Origin of the sequence: Campylobacter sp. 110 (genome assembly GCF_002383965.1) — a bacterium.
Lineage (GTDB): Bacteria > Campylobacterota > Campylobacteria > Campylobacterales > Campylobacteraceae > Campylobacter_D > Campylobacter_D coli.
On the sequence record NZ_NXBD01000034.1, the window covers coordinates 1 to 24966 of the forward strand.

Below are 24966 nucleotides of genomic sequence, written 5' to 3' on the forward strand. Positions count from 1 at the left end.
AATGGATCCAGTTAAATTAGCTCCTTTGCAAAAACAAATCAAAGAAAAAGATAATATCATCTCTACTTTAAATCAAGAAAAAACAACCCTACAAAATGAACTTAATTCTTTTTCTATTAAAAAACAACGTTTAGAATTAGCCAATCTAGAACAAGATTTGGTTGTTAAAAAATTAGAAAGTAAAAAACTTGCTAAATCTTTGGGTATAAAAATGAGCATAATAAATCCTAAAATTACTTTTATTCAAGCTAATTCAGCTAAAGCTCGTATACAAAACCACTTATCTTATAAACTAGGACAAACTTTGATAGAAAATTCAAAAAGTATATTAGGATATATAAGAATGCCTTATGTATTATCTTATATAAAAGACAAACATAAATTTGAACAAAAAGCCTATGAAGAAAAAATAAAAGAAAATCCAAATTTAGCTTTACCTCCTTTAGAAACTTATCCTGATTATAATGAAGCTTTAAAAGAAAAAGAATGTTTTACTTATAAACTAGGCGAAGCTTTAATGCAGGCTAATAAAAATTGGTATGGGGGGGGGTATATCAAATTTATATTCAAAGATGTGCCTAGGTTGAAGAGGGAGTTTGGGAAGAGATAAAATAAACAAATTTCTTTAAACATTCCAAAACATTAAAAATCGTAACAATAGATTTTTTAATGTAAAATTTGCTAAAATAATATCTTAAAAATGAAGAAAGAAAATTTTTATGGATAATTATGAATTTAGCGAACTTTTAAAAACTTTAAAAAACAAAGTCGGCAACATAGCCTCCATCATCAAGCCTGAAAATATCCAAATAAGGCTTAAAGAAATCGAAGAGCTTGAAAATTCTCCTTCTTTTTGGAGCGATGTAAAACAAGCAGGGATCATAGGCAAAGAAAAAACCAAAATCACCAATCTACTTAAAAACTATGAAAATGCTTTTAATGCCCTAAATGACGCAAGCGAACTTTTCGATCTGGCCAATAGCGAAAACGATGTAGAAACGCTTGAAGCTTTATTTAATGACGCGCCAAAACTTGAAGATACCATCACAAGTCTTGAAATTTCCATGCTTTTAAGTGGGGAAAATGATGGTAAAAATGCCATTGTTTCCATTCACCCAGGTGCAGGTGGAACGGAAAGTAATGACTGGGCAAGCATGCTTTATAGGATGTATTTAAGATTTTGCGAAAGAGAAGGTTTTAAAGTCGAAACTTTAGACTTTCAAGAAGGCGAAGAAGCAGGACTTAAGGATGTGAGCTTTTTGGTTAAGGGTGAAAATGCTTATGGGTATTTAAAGGCTGAAAATGGGATTCATCGTTTGGTAAGAACCTCTCCTTTTGATAGCGCAGGACGCCGTCACACAAGCTTTTCAAGCGTTATGGTAAGCCCTGAACTCGATGATGATATAGAAATTGAAATCGAAGAAAAAGACATAAGAATAGATTATTACAGAGCAAGCGGTGCAGGCGGACAACATGTCAATAAAACAGAATCGGCTGTGAGAATCACGCATTTTCCAACCGGCATAGTCGTACAATGCCAAAATGACAGAAGTCAGCACAAAAACAAAGCCACCGCTTTTAAAATGCTAAAATCTCGCCTTTATGAACTTGAACTCATAAAACAACAAGATAGTGCTAATACTGGAGAAAAAAGCGAGATAGGTTGGGGGCATCAAATCCGTTCTTATGTGCTTTTCCCTTATCAGCAAGTCAAAGACAATCGCAGCGGAGAAGCTTTTTCTCAAGTGGATAATATCCTTGATGGGGATATCAAAAAAATGATAGAAGGCGTTTTAATTGCCTTAAAAGCGGAGTAACAGCTTAAAAATAAGTAATTTCTGCAAAATGTCGGTATAAAAAGAATTAGAAAAGATAGCGGGATTTTCCCGCTTGTTTTATTATCTTGCATAAAACCTAAGAGCATCATTCACAGAACAATAAACTCTTTTCTTAAAATCTTTATCGCAATAAACACTCACAACTTTATAGTCTTTTTATCGTTTGGATTTAATAAGAAAACATAGTTTGAGTATGGAGTTTTATCTATTTCTAAATCACGCTTCATTTCTTTAATTTTGCCTTCTGGATTGTTAATATCACTAATTGTTCTGACTGAAGTATAATCATAAAGTTTATGATTTGGATATTTTTTCATAGATCTCTTGATTACCTAAATCAAACATAGCTTGATCGTTGCCATTGTTTTTTTACTCGACTAAATCGATCGCCACAACCTACAATCAAAGTCATAGCTCCTAAAGCCAAAGCACTTGTTAAAATCTTTTTCATTATTTTTGCTCCTAGTTTTAAAATTAAATTAATATAACTATACCTAAATTTAAAATTTAAATATCATTTTTGCAATAAATTCTAAAGTAAAAATCACGTAAAAATTTAACTCATAATTATTTCACTCAAACAAATTTTTATGCAAAATTTCTTCTAAAACCACAGTAGCATAAGAACCTTTTTGCAAGAAAAACTCTATACAAAAATGGGCTTTTTCTTTATCATAACGCCATTTTAACTCTTCTAAATATCCCCACATAAAGCGTCTTGAACCTTGCATTTTAGCCTTAAACTCCAAAGTATCTTTAAAAATTTCATTTTCTAAATTTAAGGCCAAACCTTCTCCTGTTTCATAAGCCTTAGCACCGATTAAAAGCCCCATAGCGCTTATATCTCTTGCCTTAAAACGCCCAAGCTCAGCACTTAAATCCTCACATAAAAAACACTTTCCAAAAGGATAATGCCCTAAAACCTCACCCTTTAAAAGCTTAAAAAATTGTTCTTGTTTTTTAAGTTCCTTAGCTTCTTCTTTGGAGATTTTATAAATTTGGATCAATTCTTTTTCGCTAAAATCATTTGCAAAATGTGATAACTCCACTCTTTTACTCAAATAACGATTAAAAAGCTCACTTTGAAAAGCAGAGATTAAAAACTCTTTCATTTTGACATTTTTCATTTTTTTACCGCATAAAATTTCAAGCCCTTCTTTGTAATTGTCCCCAAATTTTCCAAAGCGTTGATAACCAAAATAATTTGCAAAACCCTGTTTATCTAAATTTATCAAAGCCTGCTCTAGCTTTAAAGCATGGCTTGGTAAAACTTTTTTTAAGCGTATGAAAAAAGTATTTCCTTTTAAATGCCCTATTCTTAGCTTGTTTTCATGGGTAAAAATTTCTAAAATTTTAAGTTTAGGATGAGAAAAATTTGACAAAAAACTCTCAAATTTTTTAGGCATAGAAAGGTATTGAAAGGTTGATCCTTGCTTATCTTTAAGCCCTGCATAACCAAAATCTCTTATTTTAACCCCGCTTGTTTCGCTTAAAATTTTTAAAGCTTCATTTGTAGTTAAATCTTTTTTATTGATATGCAAAATAAGATGTTCACCCTTACCGCTAAATTCATACAAAGGCCTTTCACGCACTACAAAATCATCGCTATTTTTACTAAAATACGCATTAATAGGACTGTGTTTTAAACTATACAAAGGCTTAAAAATGGTGTTCTCTTCCTCTAAATTCATATTTTCCTTTCACTGCTTTTCCAAAGATATTTAATTTCACGCCGTGTTTTTTGGCTATTGTTTTTATATTTTGACGCTCTTTTTCATCAAAAGCAAACAAAATTTCATATTCTTCTCCGCTATAAAGCGTATAATCATCAAGTTTTTTAAACCAAGAAATACCGCATTTATTTAAGGCTAAAAGTCTTGATAAGTCTTTACTCAAACCATCTGAAATATCCATAGCACAAGATATAAAAGGGGCGATTTCATAAAAAAAATCAGGCCTTAATTTCGGTTTTATAAATACATGATTTGAATTTAAAGTGCCGCCATTTTGTAAAATTTCAAGCCCTCTTAAACTCTTACCTAAAACCCCTGTATAAGCAAGTAAATGTCCTTTTTTTAGTCCTTTTCTAAAAACAGCCTTATTTCTCACTTTTGAAATGATAGTAATGCTAATATCAATCTTATCATTACCAATCGTATCACCACCTATAATTTTGATATTAAATTTTTTAGCCGTTTTTAAAAAACCTTTTTGCAAGGCTTTAATCTCATCTTCACCTAGGCTATTTGGCAAGGCAAGCCCTAAAAGTGCGTATTTTGGCTTAGCATTCATCACAATAGCATCTGAAATATTTACCAGCATTGCTTTTGTAGCAATTTGCTCTAAAGTAAGCCATTCTCTTTTAAAATGCACATTTTCAAAAAACAAATCCTTACTCAAGCACCATTTATCGATAATAGCACCATCATCGCCATTTTTTTCATTTAAAAAAGCTTTGATTATAAAATCTTCCTTATTCATAAAAAGATTTTATAAAATTTCCTTTTAAATTCTAGTGAATTTTAAAAAAATTCTATATAATACTTATCAAAAGGAAAAAGCATGAAAAATTTAGAACTTAGAATTTTTAGATTTGATAAACAAAAAGATTATGAGGCTTATTATAAACCCTATGTTTATGATAATTATGAAAATTTTGCTACTCTTTATGACTTGCTTTTGCAAGTGCAAGATGATGATATTTATTTTGATTTTGAAAAAAATGATAAAAGCTATATCGTAGTCAATAAAGAATTTTTACCATTAAACACACCTTTAGATATCTTGGTGAAAAAATACGATTTTAATCTCATCATAGAGCCACTAAGCACCAAAAGATCAGTAAAAGACCTCATTATCAACAAAGATGATTTTTTAGAAAAATTTAAATACCTTGCTCCATTTGCAAATGAGGAAGATAAAAAGCTTTATGAAAAATATGATTATTTGTATTATTCAAGCGAAATTTTAGACTTTTTACCTGAATATATGGGCGATGCAGTGTTTTATCTGGCTTCAAAAATGATAGAAAAATATCCTGATAAAAAAATAAAAATTTTAAAGACAATTTGCGATACGCAAAAAGGCATCTTTTATCATCTTACAAGTAAAAATGAAGATTTAGAAAATACTATCAAAAATTTACAAAAAGAAATCATAGATTTAAAACTTATCAACGAAGCGGCTTTGGAATTTGACTTGCCAAAAATCAATGCTTTTGATAATGAAATCAAAGAACTTGGTGAAATTAAATATGATTTTAATGATTTTAATATCGCATGTTATGGTTTTAAGATCAAAGATGATATAAAATCAAAAATCAAAGCTCATTTTATCTCTTATGAAAATAGCGATAAAAACAATGGATTTTCACTACTTCAACTAAACCCTGAACTTAGCTATAAAATGGCAGCAAGTATTCTCCTTGATGCTTACGATAGTGGTGCTGATTTTATGGTGGTAAATCAAGCAAAAGATTTTTATATGTTTGATACTTGCTCAAAAAAACTTATGCAAAGTAGTGGGAGGGAATTTAAGGATTTTTATGTTTTAAGTTATTTTGAATTCCTTTCTTTAATCCAAGGCATTAAAAATCCTTCTTTGCAAAATCATGACTTGAAAGTAAGTTTGATATGAAAATTTCTTTAGAATGTAAAGATTTAATCGTCGAAAAAGCCTTAGAGCTTTTTTTAAAAGAGCATTTAGTGATGAAAAAGGACTGCGATTTTATCATAAGCGATGAAAAAATCTCTACTCAAAAGCCTTTATTTATCATCGCTAAAAATTCGCCCTTTTTAAGTTTGCCTTTTAGCAAAGAAGCTCTCATGAATTCCTTAAATGAATTCGATAGCGCGCTAAAAGCAACAGCTCAAAAACTAGCCGATGAAAGAAGAAGAGTGCTAGAAGCAAGGATAGATGAAATCGCAAATGAATTTAAAAGAGACTATCAAAGCAAGATAGATCTTGCTATCAGCGAGCTTAAAGATAAACTGGTTAAAGCTTTAATGTATGAATAATGAATTTATAAGCATTAAGGATTTTTTACAAGGTAAGAAAAATATCCATTTTAACGACTCTACCCAGCCCAATAAAAAAGAAAAAACCAAAAAAACCTTGCCTAAATTATATACAAGCATAGAAAGTGGCATATATAAGGGTAAAAAACTGCTTTTACCTAGTCTTCAAACCACAAGAAGCACTAAAAGTATCGTAAAAAAATGTGTTTTTGATGTCTTAAGATCAGATTTAAGAAATAAAATTTTTATCGAAGCTTTTGGAGGAAGTGCTTTAATGGCTGCTGAAGCTTTAAGCAATTACGCTCTTAAAGCTTATGCTATAGAACTTGATTTAAACGCTTATAAAATCGCTTTAGAAAATGCTAAAAATATAGATACAAACTTAAAAGTAATTCATGCTAATACTTTTGAAATACTGCCTAAACTTATAGAAGATTCTAAAAAAGATATCATTTTATATCTTGATCCGCCTTTTGATATAAGGGAGGGTTTTAGTGGAATTTATGAAAAAATTTATAATTTTTTAGAAAAATTAAAATTAGATGCTTTATTTTGTATCGTTTTAGAACATAATTCTAAAATCAAAACTCCTGATAATATAGCAAATTTTACCAAAATAAAAGAAAAAAAATTCGGATCAACTAGTCTTAGTTTTTATCAAAAAAATATTCTAGAAGAATAAATTTTTAATCTTGGAACACTTATTGCTTCTTTTATTCTAACTATCAGATTAAAGGAAGAATCGATGAGGGTTTTAATATTTTTTTTACTTTTGATGACGACAAGTGTTTTTGCAACACAAATAAAAGATATAGCCAATACCGTAGGCGTAAGAGATAATCAGCTCATAGGTTATGGTCTTGTTGTAGGATTAAATGGAAGCGGCGATGGAACAAGCTCTAAATTTACACTACAATCTATCTCAAACCTTTTGCAAGGTATGAATATCAAAGTAGATCCTAACGATATCAAATCAAAAAACACAGCAGCAGTTATGGTTACAGCCAAACTTCCAGCCTTTGCAAAAAGCGGAGATAAACTTGATATTACCGTTTCATCTATGGGTGATGCAAAATCTTTACAAGGTGGAACACTTTTACTGACTGCACTTCGTGGAATTGATGGGGAAATTTATGCTATAGCACAAGGCTCTATCTCAACAGGAGGTTTAACACCTAGACCAGGAGGAACAGGTTCTCACTCAACTGCTGCAACTGTAATGGGTGGAGCGAATGTAGAAAGAGAAATTCCACAAAATTTTAGCCAAAACAATGATCTAACCTTAAGTTTAAAAGTAGCGGATTTTAAAACCGCAAGCGATATAGAAAGAATTTTAAATACTATATTTGAAGAAGATGTGGCTAGAGCTATTGATTCTCGCACAGTAAAACTTAAAAAACCTGAAGATCTTTCAAATGTTGATTTTATGGCAAGAGTTTTAGAACAAGATATAGCTTATAAACCACAAAGCAAAGTTATCATCGATGAAAGAACAGGAACGGTGATCGCAGGAGTGGATATTGAAGTCGAACCTGTTTTAATCACTCATAAAGATATTACCATAAAAATTGATCCAAACAATAATGCAGCAGCAGCTCAAAATGAGATCGATATGAAAGATGGTGGCTTTGTAGATCCTAATTCAAATACCCTAAGAATCAACAATGCCAAAAGCACAGTTGCAAATATAGCTAGAATGCTAAACAAACTTGGAGCAACGCCAAATGATATCATTGCTATCATGGAAAATTTAAAAAGAGCGGGTGCTATCAATGCAGATTTGGAGATCATCTAATGAAAGTAGATAATTTTTTAAGCACTTATAGTATGAATAATGCCTTGCTTGAACGCGCAGCTAAGGCAAGAAGCTTAGAATCTGACTTTAAGATCAACAACAATGAAATCATAACAAAAACCAAAGAAGATGAAGCCTTAAAAGAGCAAACGGATGCTTTTGAAGCTTTTTTTCTAAAACAAGTTTTAGATGTATCTTTAAAAAGTCAAAATTCACTCTTTGGAAAAGATGCGAGTGATGAAATTTATTCATCTATGTATAATGATACCATGAGTAAAGCCTTAAGCGGTGGCATGGGATTTTCAAAATTATTATACGATTTTTTAAAAGAAAGGGGTTAAGTTTTTTAAATTTAGGTCGATATGGTTTGTAGAGGATTATAACTAAGATCAAGGAGGCAGAAATGATCAATCCTATACAACAAAGTTATGTGGCAAATACCGCATTAAATACAAATAGAATAGATAAAGAAACTAAAACAAACGATACTCAAAAAACGGAAAATGATAAAGCGAGTAAAATCGCAGAGCAGATTAAAAATGGTACTTATAAAATCGATACAAAAACTACGGCTGCTGCGATTGCTGACTCTTTAATCTAAAAACTTTCATTCTCCTTTTTTTGAGAGAGAAAAGGAGAAAATATGCTTAAACAAAGACTTGATGAAGTAAATGCTATCTTAGCAAAACTTATTGCTTTAACCGAAGAAGATATAGAAAATATCAAAGTGGCTAAACATGAGAGTGTAACGCCAAGTGTAGAAGAAAAAAACAAACTTATCGCAGAATTTATTACAGCTAAAAAACAACTTGATGTTGCCTTGGTTGAGCGAAATAATAGCTCTACAAAAGGGCTTAGTGAACTCTTAGATGATGAAGATAAACAAAAACTAGATCTACTTAAAAAAAATCTTCAAAACCTTCATAGTAAAAACAAAGAGTATGCTAAATTTGTTCTTATTGTCAAAGATTTTCTTGATGGCTTAGTAAATAAAATGTTTGATATCAATGATGGAACAAATAATGCTTATGGAGATAAAAAGACTACTCCAGAGTCAATTTTTAAAATCAATGTTTAAGGATTAAAGATGGGTATTTTTGGAACTTTATATACAGGTGTTACAGGCTTAAAGGCAAGCGAAGTTCAAATCGCAACAACTGGAAATAATATCTCAAATGCTAATGCAACCTTTTATACTCGTCAAAGAGTGGTACAAACTACAAATGGCTTTGTTACAACAGGAGGCGTGCAAGTTGGAACAGGAACAGCCATAGAAAGCATAGTCCGTTTGCATGATGAGTATTCTTACTATAAATTAAAAGGTGCATCTACTCAACTAGAATATACTAAATATATGGCTTCCACTTTACAAGAAATTGCGCAGCGTTTTCCCGACTTACAAAATACTGGAATTTTGCAAGATTTAGAAAATTATAACAAAGCTTGGAATGATTTTGCATCTAACCCCAACGAAAATGCCACAAAAATAGCCCTTGTAAAAGCTTCTCAGACCTTAACAGAAAGCGTTAATAACACTTTTGCAACCTTAGATAAAATCCAAAAAAAAGTAAATGATGATATTAAAAATACAGTTGATGAGATTAATAGAATTGGCGAAGAAATTGCTACTATAAATAAACAAATTTATGGACAAGAAGCCTTACCAACAGAACACGCAAATGAACTTAGGGATAGAAGAGATGAACTTGAGCTTACTCTTTCAAAGCTAGTTAGTGCAGTTGCAAGCAAAAATGAAATCAATCAAGACAATCGCCTTGATACAACCATCACTGATCCAGGACATCAATACAATCTAAGTATAGAAGGTTTTAGTATAGTAGATGGAATAAATTTTCATCCTTTAAAGCTTGATTATGATGATAAAAATAAATCTTATAGCATTTATTATGAAACTCCTGATGAAAAAGTTCGTGATCTTACTGCAAAAATTAGCGGTGGACAGCTTGGTGCTCAACTTGACTTACGCGGTAGAAACTATAGCAAAAGCGAAGGAAAATATGAAGATGGAATTATCCAAGGTTATATGGATTCTTTAGATACTTTTGCTAAGACCATGATCAATGAAACTAACAATCTTTATGCAAGTTCTGCGAAAAGTTCTGTTACTTCTGATTATCTATCTGGGCTTAAGGGAGATATTCCTTTAGTTAATTACGACAGAACCATACAACCTGGAAGTTTTGATATAGTTATTTATGATGATAAGGGCGATAAAAAACTTACAAAAACCATTACCGTTGATGTAAATACCACTATGGAAGATATTATGCGTCAAATCACTGCTAACACAGATGATAATGGAGATAATAATGCAAACAATGATGTGGATGATCATATCAATGCAAGTTTTAGCTACGATGCAAAAACTGGAGATGGTTTATTTCAAATCAATGCAAAGTCAGGCTTTAAAGTGGCCATAGAAGATAAGGGCACAAATTTCGCAGGTGCGTTTAGTATAGGTGGTTTTTTCAGCGGAACTGATGCAAGTAATATGAAAGTAAAAGATTCCATCTTAAATGATCCAAGCACAGTAAGAGCAAGCTTAAACGGTGTTGATAGTGGAAATGATATGGCAAATAAAATCATACAACTTCAATATGATAAAGTGAATTTTTACAATGAAGATGGAACAATTGATAATCTTACTATGGAAGAGTATTACCGCAAGCTTACGGGTAAAATAGGCTCTGATGGTGAAAACAATAATGTTGTAAATGCGAGTAATCAAACGCTTTATAACTCCGTTTATAGCGAATATCAATCTAAAAGCGGGGTAAATACCAACGAAGAATTAGCCGCTCTCATACAATGGCAATCAAGCTATGGCGCTGCAGCAAAAATCGTAACCACAGTAGATCAAATGCTAGATACCTTATTAGGGCTTAAATCCTAAGCTCTAGCGGTATCTAGTGAAAAATTTTACCCCACTTAAAAACAAACTTGATTCTTTGGTCAAAGAAAAAAATACCAACAAAGCTCTTTTTGAAAGTCCTGATCCTTTGCAAGTTGCTAAATTTCATAATGATGAATTTATCGCTTTACTTTGTGCTTTATTTGCTTATGGGAATGCTAAAAATATAGTCAATTTTTTAAAAAAACTTGATTTTTCTTTGCTTGTTTTAAGCCAAAAACAAATTCAAAAAGAACTTAAAAATTTAAAATATCGCTTTCAAAATGAAAAGGATATACAAGAAATTTTTCTCACTTTTGCAAGACTTAAAAATGAAATTTCACTCCATGAACTTTTTAGTACAGCCTATCAAAAAAGAGAAAATACCACCGATGCAATCCTAGCTTTTTTGCAAAAAATCAAGACTTTAAATTCGTATTCGAGTTATGGTTATGATTTTTTCTTTGGTAAAATTTGGCAAAATACCCCTACTTCACCTCTTAAGCGTTATAATATGTATCTAAGATGGATGGTTAGGAAAGATGAGCTTGATCTTGGACTTTTTACCAAAATTCACACCAAAGATCTTTTAATCCCTCTTGATACACATACGCATAAAATTTCCTTGACTTTAGGTCTTCTAAAGCGTAAAATATACGACTATAAAAGCGTTTTAGAACTCACGCATAATTTAAAAAGATTGGATGCAAATGATCCTATAAAATATGACTTTGCGCTTTATCGTTTGGGGCAAAATAAAGAACTTAGCAAACTAAAGGAGTAAAAAATGGGCTTTGAACATCTAGATACGATTTATTATTTTGTATTGTTTTTTGTAGCTCTTTTTGCAGGATTTATTGATTCTATTGTGGGTGGAGGTGGGCTTATCACACTTCCTGCACTTATAGCTTGTGGAATTCCTGCACATCTATCCTTAGCAACCAATAAACTCCAAAGTGTTTTTGGCTCTTTTACAGCAACTTTAACTTATTTTAAATCAACCACCCTGCCCCACCTTGCTTATGGCATTTTTTTTACAGCCTTGGGTGCAGCCATAGGAAGTTATAGTGTGCTTTTTGTAAAAGATGAGCATTTAAAACTTATTATTTTGATTTTCTTAACTTTGACTTTTTTATACACTGCTTTGCGTCCTAGTTTGGGTAAACACGGGAGTGAAGCAAAGATAAAAAATATCAAAATTTTTCATTTAATTTGTGGCTTAACTTTGGGTTTTTATGATGGTTTTTTAGGGCCTGGGACGGGTTCATTTTGGATTTTTGCTTGCGTAATGCTACTGGGTTTTAATATGAAAAAAGCAAGTATTAATACAAAAATTCTAAATTTCACTAGCAATGTCGTTGCTCTTTTTATCTTTTTGTGGCAATATGAACTTTTATGGATAGTAGGTTTGCTTATGGGTGTAGGACAAATTTTAGGGGCCTATCTTGGTTCAAAATTAGTACTTAAAACCAATGGTAAATTTATAAAAACCTTATTTTTAATCGTCGTAGGTGCTACTATCATCAAGGTTGCTTGGGATTATTTTTCTTAAAAATTTACTCCTGAGCTAAGTTCCCATATAGGTAAAAAAATTCCAAGTGCTAAAAACAATACTAAAATCGCAACCCATAAAGTCATTATAGGTTCTAAAAAGCTTAAAAACTTGTCCATTAAATTTTCACTTTTGTTTTTATAATATTTCGCAATCTCCTCACTCAAAAACTCAAGCTTAGAACTTTTCATCGCTATACTCAACATAGAAAAAACCAAAGGATCAAAAAGATCTACTTTTTTAAAGGCGTGACTTATTTCAAGGCCAGAATCCATAAATGTTCTAATTTCTTGATAATACAATAATACCTTTTTATTATTTAAGGCCAAAGTGGCTAATTTAAAAGCTTCCAAAAGAGAAATGCCACTTTTTAAAAGTAAAGAGAAAATCATAAAAAAAGAATAATTTTGCTGATAAATAATAAATTTAGATAACAAAGGAAGTTTTAAAAGCAAGCTATCGCAAAAATATGAAAAGAAATAATATTTTCTATATAAAAATAAAGCAAGAAATAAAATAAGTGCGATCAAACAAAACACAAGCAAAATATACTTATCCAAAAAATTATAAATATAAATTATAAGCTCGGTTATAAAGGGTAAGGCTAAATTTAAATCCTCAAATAAATCTTTAAAATTAGGCACAACAAAAAGCATGAGTAAAACAAAAGCCGCGCACACACTTAAAAAAACAATCAAAGGATATCTTAAAGCTTTTTTGACTCTTTGTTCATTTTCTACATTATTTTGTCTTAATCTTGAAATTTGCATGAAAATTTCACTTAATTTTCCTGTGTTTTGGGAAGTTTTAATAAGGGCTAATTCCGCATGAGTAAGCCCAAAATTTGCATTTTCAAAAGCAAGGCTTAGATTTTGTCCTAAATTTAAATTATCGCAAAGCTTGGCAATCATCTTGTGAGAATATATTTTATCAAGCTCCTTTAAAGCATCTTTTATACTGATTCCTACTTCGCAAAGCAAAGATAATTCTTGAAAGAAAAGGATAAATCTTGCATCATCTAATCTTTTAAAACTTGCTTTTTGTATCTCTTTGATATTTAAAATTTCCCATTTTTTAGCGATAGCTTTTGCTTGAGCTTCATTTAAATTTTTAGCCCTTAAATGCTTTTTCTGTTTTGTTTTGCCTTTAATCTCGAGCTCATAAAGCTTCATTAAGTACCCTTAAAAGCTCATCTATGCTAGTTATACCCTCTTTTGCTTTTTGCAAACCTTGCTCAAACATACTTTGAAAACCCTTTGCTTTAGCAAGCTCTAGAATTTTATTTTTATAACCACCCTCTCTAATAACTTGAGCTATTTCCTCATCGATATATAAACACTCACTGATGAGTTCTCTACCTTGATATCCACTATGATGACAATACTCGCAGCCTTTAGCTTCAAAAAAATCACCTTTTATTTCATAAACCTTAGTGCTTTTTTGCTTGCATTTAGGACAAAGTTTGCGCACTAAACGCTGGGCAATGATAAGCCTTAAAGCAGAAGCGATCAAATAAGGCTTTGCACTCATGTCAATTAATCTATCTATGGTAGAAATGGCATTATTTGTATGCAAGGTACTTAAAAGCAAGTGTCCTGTTAAAGAAGCCTTAATCGCTATATCAAGACTCTCCTCATCTCTGATTTCTCCTATCATGATAATATCAGGATCTTGTCTTAAAATAGCTCTTAGGGCATTATTAAATTCAAGCCCTGCTTTTGGATTTAGCAAAATTTGCTGAATTAAAGGCATTTTATATTCTATAGGATCTTCCACAGAAATTATTTTCTTTTCTATGCTTTTTAGCTCATTTAAACAAGCATATAAACTTGTACTTTTTCCACTTCCTGTAGGACCTGTTAGTAAAATCATTCCATAAGGGTTGTATAGGGCTTTTTTTAGAATTGTAAGATTTTTTTCGCCCAAATTTAAATTTTCTAAATCCAAAATTTCTTCGTTGTGTTTTAAAATTCTTATCACAATGCTTTCGCCATTTTGCAAAGGCAAAGATGAAATCCTAAAATCATATCTATTTTCTTTGATTTTAAGCTCAAAATTTCCATCTTGTGCCTTTCTTGATTCTGCAACATTAAGCTGCGATAAAAATTTAATATGAAAAACCAAAGCCTCATAAATATCTTTTTCAAGACAAGCAAATTCGCGTAAAATTCCATCTACTCTAAATCTTATCAAAGCATCATTTTCTCTTGCTTCTATATGTATATCACTAGGATTAAATTCAAGAATTTCATCGAGTATAAAATCAAAAATTTGACTGATGCAACTTTGCTCATCTTGACTTCTATTTTCTTTCCATTCTAATCTAAGATTTGTGCTTAAATTTTTAAGTTTTTCTCTAACTTGAAGTTTATATAAAAATTTCATAATCTTAAATTCACTTGCGATCAAAACTTCTATATTCTTAACTTCATAAAAAATTCTAATCTCATCTAAAAGCTCTAAAGAACAAGGTTTGGAGCTTGCTATATGAAGTGTATTTTCTTTACTTAAAATGGGCAAGATTTTAAATTTAAAAAGAAAACTACATGGAAATTTTTCACCCAAACTAAAATCAAGTTCCTCTAAAGTAAAATAAGAAATATTTTTATCACTAGCCAAAGCTTTTAGAAAAATTTCACTATCGATTTTATACTCACGATCAATTTGCTCAAGGGTGATTTTACCATTAATATAATCTTCAAATAAAAATCGCTCAATCATCTATTTCCTTATCAAATTCAATCAAGCCATAATAACCTACATAAGTATCCAAAGCTTGCTTAGCCTCCTCATCTTTTCCTAAAGCTTGTTTAGCCTTGGCAAATAAAACCCATGAGTCTGAATTTTTTCTATCGATGTCATTGGCTTTTAAAGACCAAAAAATAGACTTTTCATAATCTTTGTTTTCATAATACTGAGTAGCTAAATTCATGGCTTTTTGATAGCTTGGATTTTGGTAAAAACTCCTTTTTAAATCACTTATATTTAAAATCTTAGAATAAATATCAATTTGAGTTTTCAACTCCTCTTCTAACTCATCTTTGCTTTCATCTTTGGATAATCTTTCTTGTAAAATTTTATTTTTTTCATTTGCAATTTGCGCTTGTGTAATTTGCCAATTGAGTGTTTTTTTATATTCTAAAGCTTCTAAAGCTAAGGCCTTTTGTTTGTAAAAATCTTGCACCATAAAAAAGCTTATAAGCATGCATGCTATCAAAATGGCAAAGATAAATAAAAACTTAAAATATTTTTTCAATAAATATCTTTTATATTTATCCTCAAGCTCGCGCACTCTTTCTTCTATATTCATTTTAAAAATCCCTGTTCTAATGCGCTTAGTCTTAAAATATAATCTTGACTTTTTTTATTGTTTAAATAGGTGTTTAATTCGCAAAAACTTTGAAGTATCTTGTCTAAATACCTTAAATTTCCTTGATAAATTTTCATAAGAAATTTTAAAGATTTTTGGGGAAAGTCTTGATTAAATTTCATTTTGATATAATTGCTTAATTCATTTATATCAGGTTTTTGAAGCCAAAAAATAGCACTAAAACGACTTTTAAAATACTCCTCTTCAAAAAGATTGATTTTTTTTATGTGAGCTAAGTACAAAACTCATTTCATCGCTATAAATCCGAATTAGTTCTAATACATTAGGACTATACATCCCCACTTCATCTAGTATGATAATTTTTCGTTTTTTATCTTGTATAAAATGATGAAAATCTTTTTCATCTGTAAAAATTTCATTGGTAAAATCTTCATTATGATATAGCGCAAGTCTTTGCAATAAAACACTTTTCCCACTACCGCTTTTACCCCAAAGCAAAATCAAAGCTTTATTTTTTAATAAGGCATTGATTTGATCAAAACATTCTTGTCTAAAAGCAATTATATTATTCATTGTATTTAAATCCTAACTCCCTAAGACTAGGTATATTTGCATTATCTACTATGCTTGGGGTGATGATAAAAACAATTTCTGTGATATTAGAATTTTCATCTTCACTTCTAAATAAAGAACCCAAAATGGGAATTTTAGATAAAAAATTAACAGAATTATCATTTTGTGAGCGATTATGAGAGATAAGTCCGCCCAAAATTAAAGTTTGATTATTTTCTACTTGCACCACGCTTGAAAGCTTTTTTTGAATTGTATCAGGCGCGATAATGCGGGGTTCTTTTTGTCTTTTATTATCCTCTGGGTATTTAAAGTCGCTTAGACTTGGATTGATCCTAAGCATGATTTTTCCATCATCAGAAATTTCGGGCAAAATATTAAGCAAAATTCCTATGAAAATAGAATAATTACTATAACTCTCACTTACAGTTGTGCCATTTTCAGTACCTTTAGAGGTTTCTTTTACTTGATAATTCACAGTATCGCCTATGGAAATAATGGCTTGTTGATTGTTTAAAGCCATTAATTTAGGATTAGATAAAACACTGGTTTTTCCACTTTGAGATAAAAAATTGACAATGGAATCAAAATTCAAATTCGCTCTTAAACCCAAATTTTTAACAAAACCTTGACCATTTTGTATTTGCATAAAAGAATTTGTATTATCGCTCGTTTGAGAATTTAATCCTATATTGAAATTTTGCCAATTGATCCCACTAGAATGATTTTTATTAAGATTTACAGCAAGTATACTCACATCTATAATAACTTGTTTTTTAAGACGACTTTCAAGCTTTTGTAAATAAGCTTTTACGCGTTGAAGCTGAGAATGCGTTCCAGTAACGATAACAAGCCCAGCATTTGGATTGACTATAGGTGCTTTTATATCATAGTTTTCATGTGAGGAGCTAAGCAAAATCATAATCTCTTTTTCTATATTTTGCCAAAAGTCAAATTTTTCCATACTTTTAATCATATTATCTTCATTATCTTCAAAAGCGCTATAATACTCACTTTGCCTTGGCTTAGAATCCACCGAAGCCTTGGTTATGCTTTGTCCTTCTCTAACTGAAGTAATATAGTTGATTTTAAAAATTCTAGTTTGCAAAGCAGAAATTTTTAAAATCTTGCCATCAAATTTATAAGCTAGATCCTGTTCTTCTATAAAAAGTTTAAAAATTTCATCTAAACTCATTTGGTGGATATTGATACTGCTTTGAATGGCTTTTAGTTTTTCCTTAGCAATTGTATCTTTAATTACCACGCTAAAAGAGCAATAACTAGCAAGTTCTTTTAGGCTTTCTTCTATGCTTAGATCTTCATTGATATTTATATCAAATAAGCGTTTTTGGCATTCCATGGCATAAATAAGATTGGTAAAAAATAGAATCTTAATAAATATTAATCTTATCATTGTTTTTAAACGCTATTTTAAAATCCAAAGTATCATATCTTAAAATAATTTCTTTTGTAGTAATATCAGTAATCACGGCCTCCCCTATCTTATCACCCTTTTTATACCATTTATTATCAATCTTTACTCTATCAAGCATAATAGCAATAATTTTTATGTCTTTGATTTTTTCAAAAGTAGGATTAAAGAATGGATTTTGAAGATTTCCAAGCTCTACATTCTGCTTGGTGTTTAAAATCTTAAAATATTCTTCAAAATCCTCATATGATAACAAAGTGCAAAAGCACAATGTTATACTTAAAAAATATTTTATCAGCTCTCAACCTCATCGCTAAAATCAGCCATAGCAATTCTTTTAAGCTGTCTATAACGGCGTTGTGCATCTTTTTTATTGCGCTCAAATAATTCTTTTGCATGCTCTGGATTTGATTTTTTCAAAGAATTATAACGCACCTCATTCATTAAAAAGCTTTCATAAAGATCCCAATCAGGCTCTTTTCCTACCATAGTTAAAGGATTTTTGCCTTGTTCTTCTAGTCTTGGATCAAAAGTATAAAGAGGCCAATAACCGCATTTTGTAGCAAGTTCACCTTGCTCGCCTGAATATCCAAGCCCACCCTTGATACCATGAGCGATACAAGGAGAATAGCATATAATCAAAGAAGGACCATCATAAGCTTCAGCTGCCATAATAGCTTTGATTAAATGGCTATAATTTGCCGTAGAATTAACTTGTGCTACAAAAATATAACCATAAGTCATAGCAATCTGACCCAAATCTTTTTTCTGTATAGGTTTTCCTGCTGCGGCAAATTGCGCAACTGCACCTGTTCTTGAAGATTTTGAACTTTGGCCCCCTGTATTAGAATACACTTCTGTATCAAGTACTAAAATATTTACATTTTCACCGCTTGCTAAAACATGATCAAGCCCGCCATAACCTATATCATAAGCCCAGCCATCACCACCAAAAATCCAATGAGATTTTTTACTTAAAAAATGTTTTAAATTTAAAATATCCTGAACAGCTTTAATATCAGTATTTTGCTCTAAAATAGGTATCATCTTATCTTTGATTTCTACCGATTCTGCACCTTTGTCTTTATTAGCAATCCATTCTTTAAACAATGCTGCTAAAGCATTAGGTACTTTTTGCATATTTTCATTCATAATATTTTCAATGCGATATCTTGTATTTTCAGTTGCAATTTTCATACCCAAACCAAATTCGGCATTATCTTCAAACAATGAATTCCCCCAAGCAGGGCCATGTCCATTTTTCACGCTTTTTCTATAAGGAGTAGAAGGAGCTGAACCTCCATAAATCGAACTACATCCCGTAGCATTAGCGATAATCATTCTTTCACCAAATAATCTAGTAATCAAAGTAATATAAGGAGTTTCACCACAACCTGGACATGCTCCATGAAATTCAAATAAAGGTTGAGCAAACTGAGCCCCTTTGGTGCTTTCTTTATTTAAAATATCATCTTTGTAAGTAATTTCTTTAAATAAATAATCTGCATTTTCTTGCTCACCAAAATCCATTTCTTCTTGAAGAGGAACCATAACCAAAGATTTTTCCTTAGTAGGACACTCATGCACACAAAGCTCACAGCCTGTACAATCAAGTGGAGAAACCTGAATTTTGAAGCTCAATTTTTCACCTTTAGTACCCTTAGCTTCTAAAGCATGATCTTTTACTCCTCTTGGAGCTTTAGCCATTTCTTCATCATTGATTAAAAATGGTCTAATAACCGCGTGCGGACATACAGAAGCACATTGATTACATTGGATACAATTAGCCTCTATCCATCTTGGTACCATTACCCCAACGCCGCGTTTTTCGTATTCTGTCGTTCCATGCTCAAAGCTTCCATCTTCATAACCTAAGAAAGTAGATACAGGTAATTCATCTCCTTTTGCTGCATTCATAGGTTTAACGATCTTTTCAACAAATTCAGTACCCTTGTAAGCATTGATTTGTTCTTTTTCTTTGATTTCTAAATTTTTCCAGCTTGGATCAACTTCTACTTTTACAAGCCCATCTGCTCCTACATCAATAGCTTTGTAATTCATCTCTACAATAGCATCGCCTTTTTTGCTATAAGACTTATAAGCTAATTCTTTCATATATTTTTGAGCATCTTCATAAGGAATGATTTTTGCAAGTTTGAAAAAGGCGGATTGCATAATAGTATTTGTGCGATTTCCAAGTCCTATATCACGAGCAAGTTTTGTAGCATTGATAATATAAAAATTCACTTCTTTTTCAGCCAAAGTCTTCTTAACTGCATCTGGAAGTTGTCTTATAGTTTCTTCAGCATTCCAAATACTATTTAAAAGGAAAGTTCCTCCTTTTCGGATTCCTGCTAAAACATCATAAATTTCAAGATAAGCCGCTACCGAACAAGCGATAAAATGCGGAGTTGAGACAAGATAAGTTGAACGGATTGGTTTTTTAGAAAATCTTAAATGGCTTCTTGTATAGCCCCCTGATTTTTTAGAATCATAAGCAAAATACGCTTGTGCATAAAAGTCTGTTTTATCTCCGATGATTTTAATAGAATTTTTATTAGCACCCACAGTACCATCTGCACCTAGCCCATAAAATAAACATTCTATAGCGCTTTCATCTCCTAGTGAAATTTTTTCACCTGTTTGCAAAGAAGTATGAGTAACATCATCGATAATACCCACTGTAAAACCATCTTTTGGATTATCAAGTTTAAGATTTTCAAATACCGCTATCATTTGTGCAGGATCAACATCTTTAGAAGAAAGTCCATATCTTCCTCCTACGATAATAGGAGCATTTTCTTTACCATAGAAAGCTGATTTAATATCAAGATATAAAGGCTCTCCAAGACTTCCTGGCTCTTTAGTTCTATCTAAAACAGCTATTTTTTTCACAGATTTTGGCATAACATCAAAGAAATATTTTAAACTAAAAGGACGATATAAATAAACCTTTACAATCCCTACTTTTTCACCCTTAGAATTAAGATGATCAACAACCTCTTCAAGGGTTTGAGTCACAGAACCCATAGCTATAACAATTCTTTCAGGTTCTTTGTGTCCATAATAAGTAAATGGCTTATATTCTCTACCTGTGATTTTTGAAATTTCTTGCATATATTCATTTACAACATCTGGTAAAGCATCATAAAAACGATTGCTTACTTCTCTTGTTTGAAAATAAATATCATCATTTTGTGCCGTACCGCGTGTTTTAGGGTTTTCAGGATTTAAAGCACTATTTCTAAATTCAAGCAAAGCTTTGCGATCTAACAATCTATCAAAATGCTCATAATCCATTACTTCAACTTTTTGAATTTCATGCGAAGTTCTAAAACCATCAAAGAAATGCAAAAATGGCACTCTTCCTTTAATCGCACATAAATGTGCAACTCCAGCTAAATCCATAGTTTCTTGCACAGAATGCGAACAAAGCATAGCAAAACCAATTTGTCTTGCAGCATAAATATCTTGATGATCACCAAAGATAGATAAAGCTTGCGCTGCTAAAGAACGCGCTGCCACATGGATTACACAGGGGAGTAATTGCCCTGCAATTTTATACATATTTGGAATTTTTAGTAATAAACCTTGAGAAGCTGTATAAGTTGTGGTTAAAGCTCCTGTTTGCAGTGATCCATGCACAGTACCTGCTGCACCTGCCTCACTTTGCATTTCAACGATTTTTACTGGAACACCAAAAAGATTTTTTTTACCCGCAGCTGCCCACATATCAGTATAATCAGCCATAGGAGAGCTGGGTGTAATAGGATAAATACCGGCTACTTCAGTAAAGGCGTATGCAGCATATGCAGCGGCCTCATTTCCATCCATAGTTTTCATAATTTTACCCATAGAAACCTTCCTTTTATTATTAATTGATAATTTTTATAATTTTTTAGCTATCAATTTACTATAAATTCTCTTAAAAGGCGTTTAACAAAAACTTGAAGTTAGTTTAATCATTTTTTATATATAAAACCGATTTATAGGCACTTGGAAATACTATAGAATAGCGTTTTAACTCATCTTCATCTCCATAACCACAACTTAAAGCTAAGGGGGTAATATTTGCTGCCATTGCTGCTTGGATATCTAAGATCGTATCGCCTATCATATAGGCATTTTCTTTAGTTTTTTGCATTTTTTCTAAGGCTAAAAGTATGGGTTCTGCATGAGGTTTTGGATTTGTTACATCTTCAAGTGTTATTAAAGTTTTAAAGAATTTTTTCACTCCTAAATGCTCTAACAACAAGGGAGTAAATTTTCCACCCTTAGTTGTCACTATACCTAAGTCCGCAATTTCAAAAGCTAATTCTAAAGCTTCTTTTGCCTTAGGCAAAAGAGTAGTCTGCTCTAAATAAATCTGTGAATAAATTTCACGATAAGCTAGAACAAATTCTTGACTCAAATGCGCTTTTTCATGGTAAAGAAATTTAAACATATGCTCTAAAGGATAGCCTATAAGATTTTTAATCTCTTCGTTATTTTTTGGAGTTAATCCAAGGATTTTAAAAGCTCCTTGGAAAGAATTTAAGATAGCATCAGTAGAATCAATCAAAGTGCCATCTAAGTCAAATAAAATAGTCTTTTTCATTAATTTAAAATAAATTTAGCCTCTACTCTTCTATTATCTGCTCTACCCTCTTTAGTGTCATTGCTCGAGCGTGGCTTATCTTGACCATAACCAACTGTCTGGATACGACTTTTATCTACACCGAATTTTTCAAGCTCTTTTGCAACGCTGTTAGCGCGTCTTTCTGAAAGCTTTTGATTGTATGATCTAGAACCTATATTATCAGTATGACCCTCTAAAATAGTATCATATCTTACATTTTCATCTAAAATTTGAGCAATTTCTTTGATTTGTTCTTCAAAGGCTGGGTTGATATTTACTTTATCAAAATCAAAATGTCCCTCTAAATAAATTGTTTTTTCGCAACCATTCTCATCCAACAAAGCACCCTCTCTTGGTTCTTCAGGACATTTTGATTGTGAAACTACAGGAGCTGGAGCAGGGGTTACAACTTGAGGTTTGCTAACCACTTCTTTTGTTTGCTCCACTACAACTTTTTCTTGCTTAGCGCCAAAACCAAAACTAATGCCCAAAGTTGAAACCCAACTATGATCTGCATCATGGAAAGAAATTTGATCTCTTGTTTCAAGTCTTAAAGCTAAAGAATCACTAAGGCGAAATTTTAAACCTGCTCCATAATGGCCAAATCCTCCACTTTTATTATCAAAAGCGCCTTTAGAAAAATCCTCGTATCCCCCACCAGCTAAACCATAAAAATAAAATTTCTCACCCAAATCAATGCCTTTAATAGCACTCAAATAAGTTCTAGTAATATCGGTGGTAAGAGTAGAATTTGTATATTTTACATCCGAGTAATGTTCTAAACCTAGTTCTAATTGATCAAGCCAAAAATCATCAAAATGATACCCTAGTCTAATCCCTGGTGCATAGCGATTATCCATATCTAAATTACCTTCAAAATAATTGTAATTCAAAGTAGGAGTAATTTCAAATTTTACATTGTTATCTGCACCAAATAAAACGCTTGCCAACCCTAAACATAGCAATAACTTTCTCATCAAAAGCCTTTCATAGATAAATTCACTTAAGCAGTACGAAGTTCAATTATATCATAAAATATAAAAAAAATAAATAGTAATATAGAGATAAAATATAAAAAGCGGGAAAATCCCGCCAAAGATTAACGTTTAGAGAATTGTGGGCTTCTTCTTGCTTTGCGGCGTCCATATTTTTTACGCTCAACAGTTCTGCTATCTCTAGTAAGAAGTCCTTTAGGTTTTAATAAAGCTCTAAAATCAGCATCCATAGCCGCTAAAGCTCTTGAAATTCCGTGTCTTAAAGCTTCTGCTTGAGCACTATAACCACCACCTAAAGTCGTTGCTTTGATATCCATTGAAGTTTCTTGCTTAGTTACAAGTAAAGGCTGAACTACTTTAAGTTTGATCGCTTCATGTCCACCAAGCCAAGTATTTAAATCGATACCATTAACGCTGATTTTACCGCTACCTGGTTTTACCCATACTTTTGCTATAGCAGTTTTTCTTTTACCTGTTGCATATGTTGTTGCCATGATTATTTTCCTTCTTTAGCAATTTGCGCAGTGTGTGGGTGCTCACTACCCGCATAAATTTTTAATTTTTTAAGCATTGCTCTACCCAAATTTGTTTTAGGAAGCATACCTCTAACTGCTAATTTGTATAATTTTGCAGGATTTTTTTCAAGTAAATCTCCGAATTTTTCACTTTTTACGCTTCCAAAATATCCTGAATGTCTGTGATAAAGCTTATCTTCTGCTTTATTTGCACCTGTAAATACAGCTTTTGAAGCATTGATGATAATCACATAATCACCACAATCAACATTAGGAGTAAAGCAGGGTTTGTTTTTACCTCTTAAAATTGTTGCTACTTCAGTTAAAAGACGACCAAAGCGTTTGCCTTCTGCGTCTAAAACAATCCATTCTCGTTTAACTTCGTTTGGCTTTGTTATCTTTGTCATAATTTTTACCTTTGCCAAAAATTTTTTAAAAATGAGATTATAATTATTTTTACTTAAATAATACTTAATTTAAGAATATTTAAAGTTTAGTAGCCTTTTTATTTTTATCTCGCTAGCACAGATAAAATATTACATTTTAAGTATATCCTTGTTAAAATTACTTTTTATTATATTAAAAATAAGGTTTTATTTTGTTTTCTTTAAAATTTAAAATTCAAGAGTATCTTTAATGTAAAAATTGTCTTAAGATAAACCCTGAAGAAGATGCTAAATTTTGTATATTTTGTGGAAAAGAATTAAATCATCCCGCAAGACAAAGGCTTGATTATATTTACAGTAAAAATCCCGCTATCATAGTAGCGCTTTTGGCAAAAGTTGCAAAAGCAGATGATAAAATCATCACAAAAGATTTATCCAAATTTATATCTTCTTTGTTCGATAAGATAGAGATGTTTTATTCTAAAGAATACAGTGGATTTAGAAATACTTATGCAAGCATTTTTGAGTATGAAAAAAATCAAGGCAGAAGTATCCATGAACTTTGCACTAGTGCAAGATTTTACGAGAAAGAAATCGATTTTCTCATATGTTTACTGCTTGATTTGATATATTATGATGCAAAAATGAGCGCAAATGAAAATGCTCTTATGGAAAATATCATCGTAGGACTTGGATTAAACCTTATAAAATTTAGAGAAGTAAAGCTAAAATATGAACAAATTTATAATTTTACTCATGAAAAAGCACAGCAAGAACAACCAAAAGAAGACAAATTTACAATCACTCTCGAACAAGCTTATGAAATTTTAAATTCTCATCCTAAGGATGATTTTGAAACTATCAAGAAAAATTATAGAAAATTAGCCAAAGAGTACCACTATGACAATCTCTACTCCAAAGAACTTCCACCTGAACTTTTAAAATAGCTCAAGAGATGATGAAAAAGATCAATTTAGCTTATGAAATCATCAAAGAAACAAGGGGTG

26 protein-coding genes and 2 pseudogenes are annotated in these 24966 nt (G+C 31.4%); 13 read left to right on the top strand and 15 right to left on the bottom strand.

Translation table 11 applies throughout. From position 1 onward, the window contains the following. Both BGS43_RS10070 and prfB read left to right on the top strand, forming a co-directional pair. A pseudogene (locus BGS43_RS10070) lies at window positions 1-610 on the top strand (sugar transferase); the annotation flags it as partial. Between the two features lie 109 nt (window positions 611-719). Further along, complete coding sequence (gene prfB, locus BGS43_RS03275; protein WP_096568770.1) at window positions 720-1817, top strand: peptide chain release factor 2; 1098 nt, start codon at window positions 720-722, stop codon at window positions 1815-1817. 158 nt (window positions 1818-1975) lie between these two features. Here the strand turns inward: prfB and BGS43_RS10075 are convergent. From BGS43_RS10075 to BGS43_RS03290, 3 genes and pseudogenes are all read right to left on the bottom strand, one after another. Beyond that, window positions 1976-2289 (bottom strand): annotated as a pseudogene (locus tag BGS43_RS10075) (hypothetical protein). A 121-nt stretch (window positions 2290-2410) separates the two neighbouring features. Beyond that, window positions 2411-3529: a tRNA pseudouridine(13) synthase TruD gene (gene truD / locus BGS43_RS03285; RefSeq protein WP_002826006.1), complete on the bottom strand. Its 1119-nt coding sequence runs from the start codon at window positions 3527-3529 to the stop codon at window positions 2411-2413. Continuing rightward, window positions 3498-4319, bottom strand: a complete 822-nt coding sequence (locus BGS43_RS03290; RefSeq protein WP_002826008.1) for a thiamine-phosphate kinase — start codon at window positions 4317-4319, stop codon at window positions 3498-3500. The genes truD and BGS43_RS03290 overlap by 32 nt, the downstream gene beginning before the upstream one ends. A gap of 81 nt (window positions 4320-4400) precedes the next feature. Between BGS43_RS03290 and BGS43_RS03295 the strand changes: the two genes are divergently transcribed. The 10 genes from BGS43_RS03295 to BGS43_RS03340 all read left to right on the top strand — a co-directional run bounded on the left by BGS43_RS03295 (window position 4401) and on the right by BGS43_RS03340 (window position 12112). Next, window positions 4401-5474 (top strand): HdrB C-terminal domain-containing protein, encoded by a 1074-nt coding sequence (locus tag BGS43_RS03295; protein ID WP_096568772.1) that lies wholly within the window; start codon window positions 4401-4403, stop codon window positions 5472-5474. Further along, a complete protein-coding gene (locus BGS43_RS03300) occupies window positions 5471-5854 on the top strand; it encodes an ornithine carbamoyltransferase (protein WP_096568774.1) in 384 nt (127 codons plus the stop codon). Before BGS43_RS03295 ends, BGS43_RS03300 begins: the two co-directional genes overlap by 4 nt. Further along, window positions 5847-6536, top strand: coding sequence for an RsmD family RNA methyltransferase (locus tag BGS43_RS03305; protein WP_096568776.1), 690 nt, complete (start codon window positions 5847-5849; stop codon window positions 6534-6536). Before BGS43_RS03300 ends, BGS43_RS03305 begins: the two co-directional genes overlap by 8 nt. A gap of 63 nt (window positions 6537-6599) precedes the next feature. Further along, window positions 6600-7649 (top strand): flagellar basal body P-ring protein FlgI, encoded by a 1050-nt coding sequence (locus BGS43_RS03310; RefSeq protein WP_096568778.1) that lies wholly within the window; start codon window positions 6600-6602, stop codon window positions 7647-7649. Continuing rightward, window positions 7649-7990, top strand: a complete 342-nt coding sequence (locus tag BGS43_RS03315; protein WP_002845139.1) for a hypothetical protein — start codon at window positions 7649-7651, stop codon at window positions 7988-7990. The genes BGS43_RS03310 and BGS43_RS03315 overlap by 1 nt, the downstream gene beginning before the upstream one ends. Window positions 7991-8052: 62 nt before the next feature. Next, a complete protein-coding gene (flgM, locus tag BGS43_RS03320; RefSeq protein ID WP_002845138.1) occupies window positions 8053-8250 on the top strand; it encodes a flagellar biosynthesis anti-sigma factor FlgM in 198 nt (65 codons plus the stop codon). A gap of 42 nt (window positions 8251-8292) precedes the next feature. Continuing rightward, window positions 8293-8727, top strand: a complete 435-nt coding sequence (locus tag BGS43_RS03325; RefSeq protein WP_057033086.1) for a flagellar protein FlgN — start codon at window positions 8293-8295, stop codon at window positions 8725-8727. A 9-nt stretch (window positions 8728-8736) separates the two neighbouring features. Then, on the top strand, window positions 8737-10563 hold the full coding sequence (gene flgK, locus BGS43_RS03330) for a flagellar hook-associated protein FlgK (RefSeq protein ID WP_096568780.1): 1827 nt from the start codon (window positions 8737-8739) through the stop codon (window positions 10561-10563). 16 nt (window positions 10564-10579) lie between these two features. Further along, the gene (locus BGS43_RS03335) at window positions 10580-11344 is read left to right on the top strand and encodes a TIGR02757 family protein (RefSeq protein WP_002845135.1); all 765 of its coding nucleotides are present in this window, start codon (window positions 10580-10582) and stop codon (window positions 11342-11344) included. Window positions 11345-11347: 3 nt separating this feature from the next. Continuing rightward, complete coding sequence (locus BGS43_RS03340; RefSeq protein WP_057991333.1) at window positions 11348-12112, top strand: TSUP family transporter; 765 nt, start codon at window positions 11348-11350, stop codon at window positions 12110-12112. Here the strand turns inward: BGS43_RS03340 and BGS43_RS03345 are convergent. From BGS43_RS03345 to rplM, 12 genes are all read right to left on the bottom strand, one after another. Further along, on the bottom strand, window positions 12109-13284 hold the full coding sequence (locus BGS43_RS03345) for a type II secretion system F family protein (protein WP_060786101.1): 1176 nt from the start codon (window positions 13282-13284) through the stop codon (window positions 12109-12111). The genes BGS43_RS03340 and BGS43_RS03345 overlap by 4 nt on opposite strands. After that, window positions 13271-14833, bottom strand: coding sequence for a GspE/PulE family protein (locus tag BGS43_RS03350; RefSeq protein ID WP_052782729.1), 1563 nt, complete (start codon window positions 14831-14833; stop codon window positions 13271-13273). Before BGS43_RS03350 ends, BGS43_RS03345 begins: the two co-directional genes overlap by 14 nt. Continuing rightward, window positions 14826-15422, bottom strand: coding sequence for a CDC27 family protein (locus BGS43_RS03355; protein ID WP_096568782.1), 597 nt, complete (start codon window positions 15420-15422; stop codon window positions 14826-14828). The genes BGS43_RS03350 and BGS43_RS03355 overlap by 8 nt, the downstream gene beginning before the upstream one ends. Beyond that, the gene (locus BGS43_RS10080; RefSeq protein ID WP_180753340.1) at window positions 15419-15724 is read right to left on the bottom strand and encodes a hypothetical protein; all 306 of its coding nucleotides are present in this window, start codon (window positions 15722-15724) and stop codon (window positions 15419-15421) included. The genes BGS43_RS03355 and BGS43_RS10080 overlap by 4 nt, the downstream gene beginning before the upstream one ends. Beyond that, window positions 15687-16016, bottom strand: coding sequence for a hypothetical protein (locus tag BGS43_RS10085; protein ID WP_180753341.1), 330 nt, complete (start codon window positions 16014-16016; stop codon window positions 15687-15689). Before BGS43_RS10085 ends, BGS43_RS10080 begins: the two co-directional genes overlap by 38 nt. Continuing rightward, window positions 16009-17427, bottom strand: coding sequence for a pilus (MSHA type) biogenesis protein MshL (gene mshL / locus BGS43_RS03365; RefSeq protein WP_096568784.1), 1419 nt, complete (start codon window positions 17425-17427; stop codon window positions 16009-16011). The genes BGS43_RS10085 and mshL overlap by 8 nt, the downstream gene beginning before the upstream one ends. Continuing rightward, entirely contained in the window at window positions 17405-17716 is a 312-nt protein-coding gene (locus tag BGS43_RS03370) for a hypothetical protein (RefSeq protein WP_002779316.1), read from the bottom strand. The genes mshL and BGS43_RS03370 overlap by 23 nt, the downstream gene beginning before the upstream one ends. 23 nt (window positions 17717-17739) lie before the next feature. Then, complete coding sequence (gene nifJ, locus BGS43_RS03375) at window positions 17740-21300, bottom strand: pyruvate:ferredoxin (flavodoxin) oxidoreductase (RefSeq protein WP_002779317.1); 3561 nt, start codon at window positions 21298-21300, stop codon at window positions 17740-17742. A gap of 103 nt (window positions 21301-21403) precedes the next feature. Next, window positions 21404-22042 carry an HAD family hydrolase gene (locus BGS43_RS03380; RefSeq protein ID WP_002826026.1) on the bottom strand — a complete coding sequence of 213 codons (639 nt, stop codon included), beginning with the start codon at window positions 22040-22042 and terminating at the stop codon, window positions 21404-21406. Beyond that, window positions 22042-23040 (bottom strand): fibronectin-binding outer membrane protein CadF, encoded by a 999-nt coding sequence (gene cadF / locus BGS43_RS03385; RefSeq protein WP_002826028.1) that lies wholly within the window; start codon window positions 23038-23040, stop codon window positions 22042-22044. The genes BGS43_RS03380 and cadF overlap by 1 nt, the downstream gene beginning before the upstream one ends. 122 nt (window positions 23041-23162) lie before the next feature. Then, on the bottom strand, window positions 23163-23552 hold the full coding sequence (rpsI, locus tag BGS43_RS03390; RefSeq protein WP_002779320.1) for a 30S ribosomal protein S9: 390 nt from the start codon (window positions 23550-23552) through the stop codon (window positions 23163-23165). A 2-nt stretch (window positions 23553-23554) separates the two neighbouring features. After that, window positions 23555-23980, bottom strand: coding sequence for a 50S ribosomal protein L13 (rplM, locus tag BGS43_RS03395; RefSeq protein WP_002779321.1), 426 nt, complete (start codon window positions 23978-23980; stop codon window positions 23555-23557). Between the two features lie 365 nt (window positions 23981-24345). Between rplM and BGS43_RS03400 the strand changes: the two genes are divergently transcribed. Beyond that, window positions 24346-24906, top strand: coding sequence for a molecular chaperone DnaJ (locus BGS43_RS03400; protein ID WP_100223602.1), 561 nt, complete (start codon window positions 24346-24348; stop codon window positions 24904-24906). Window positions 24907-24966: the final 60 nt, after the last annotated feature.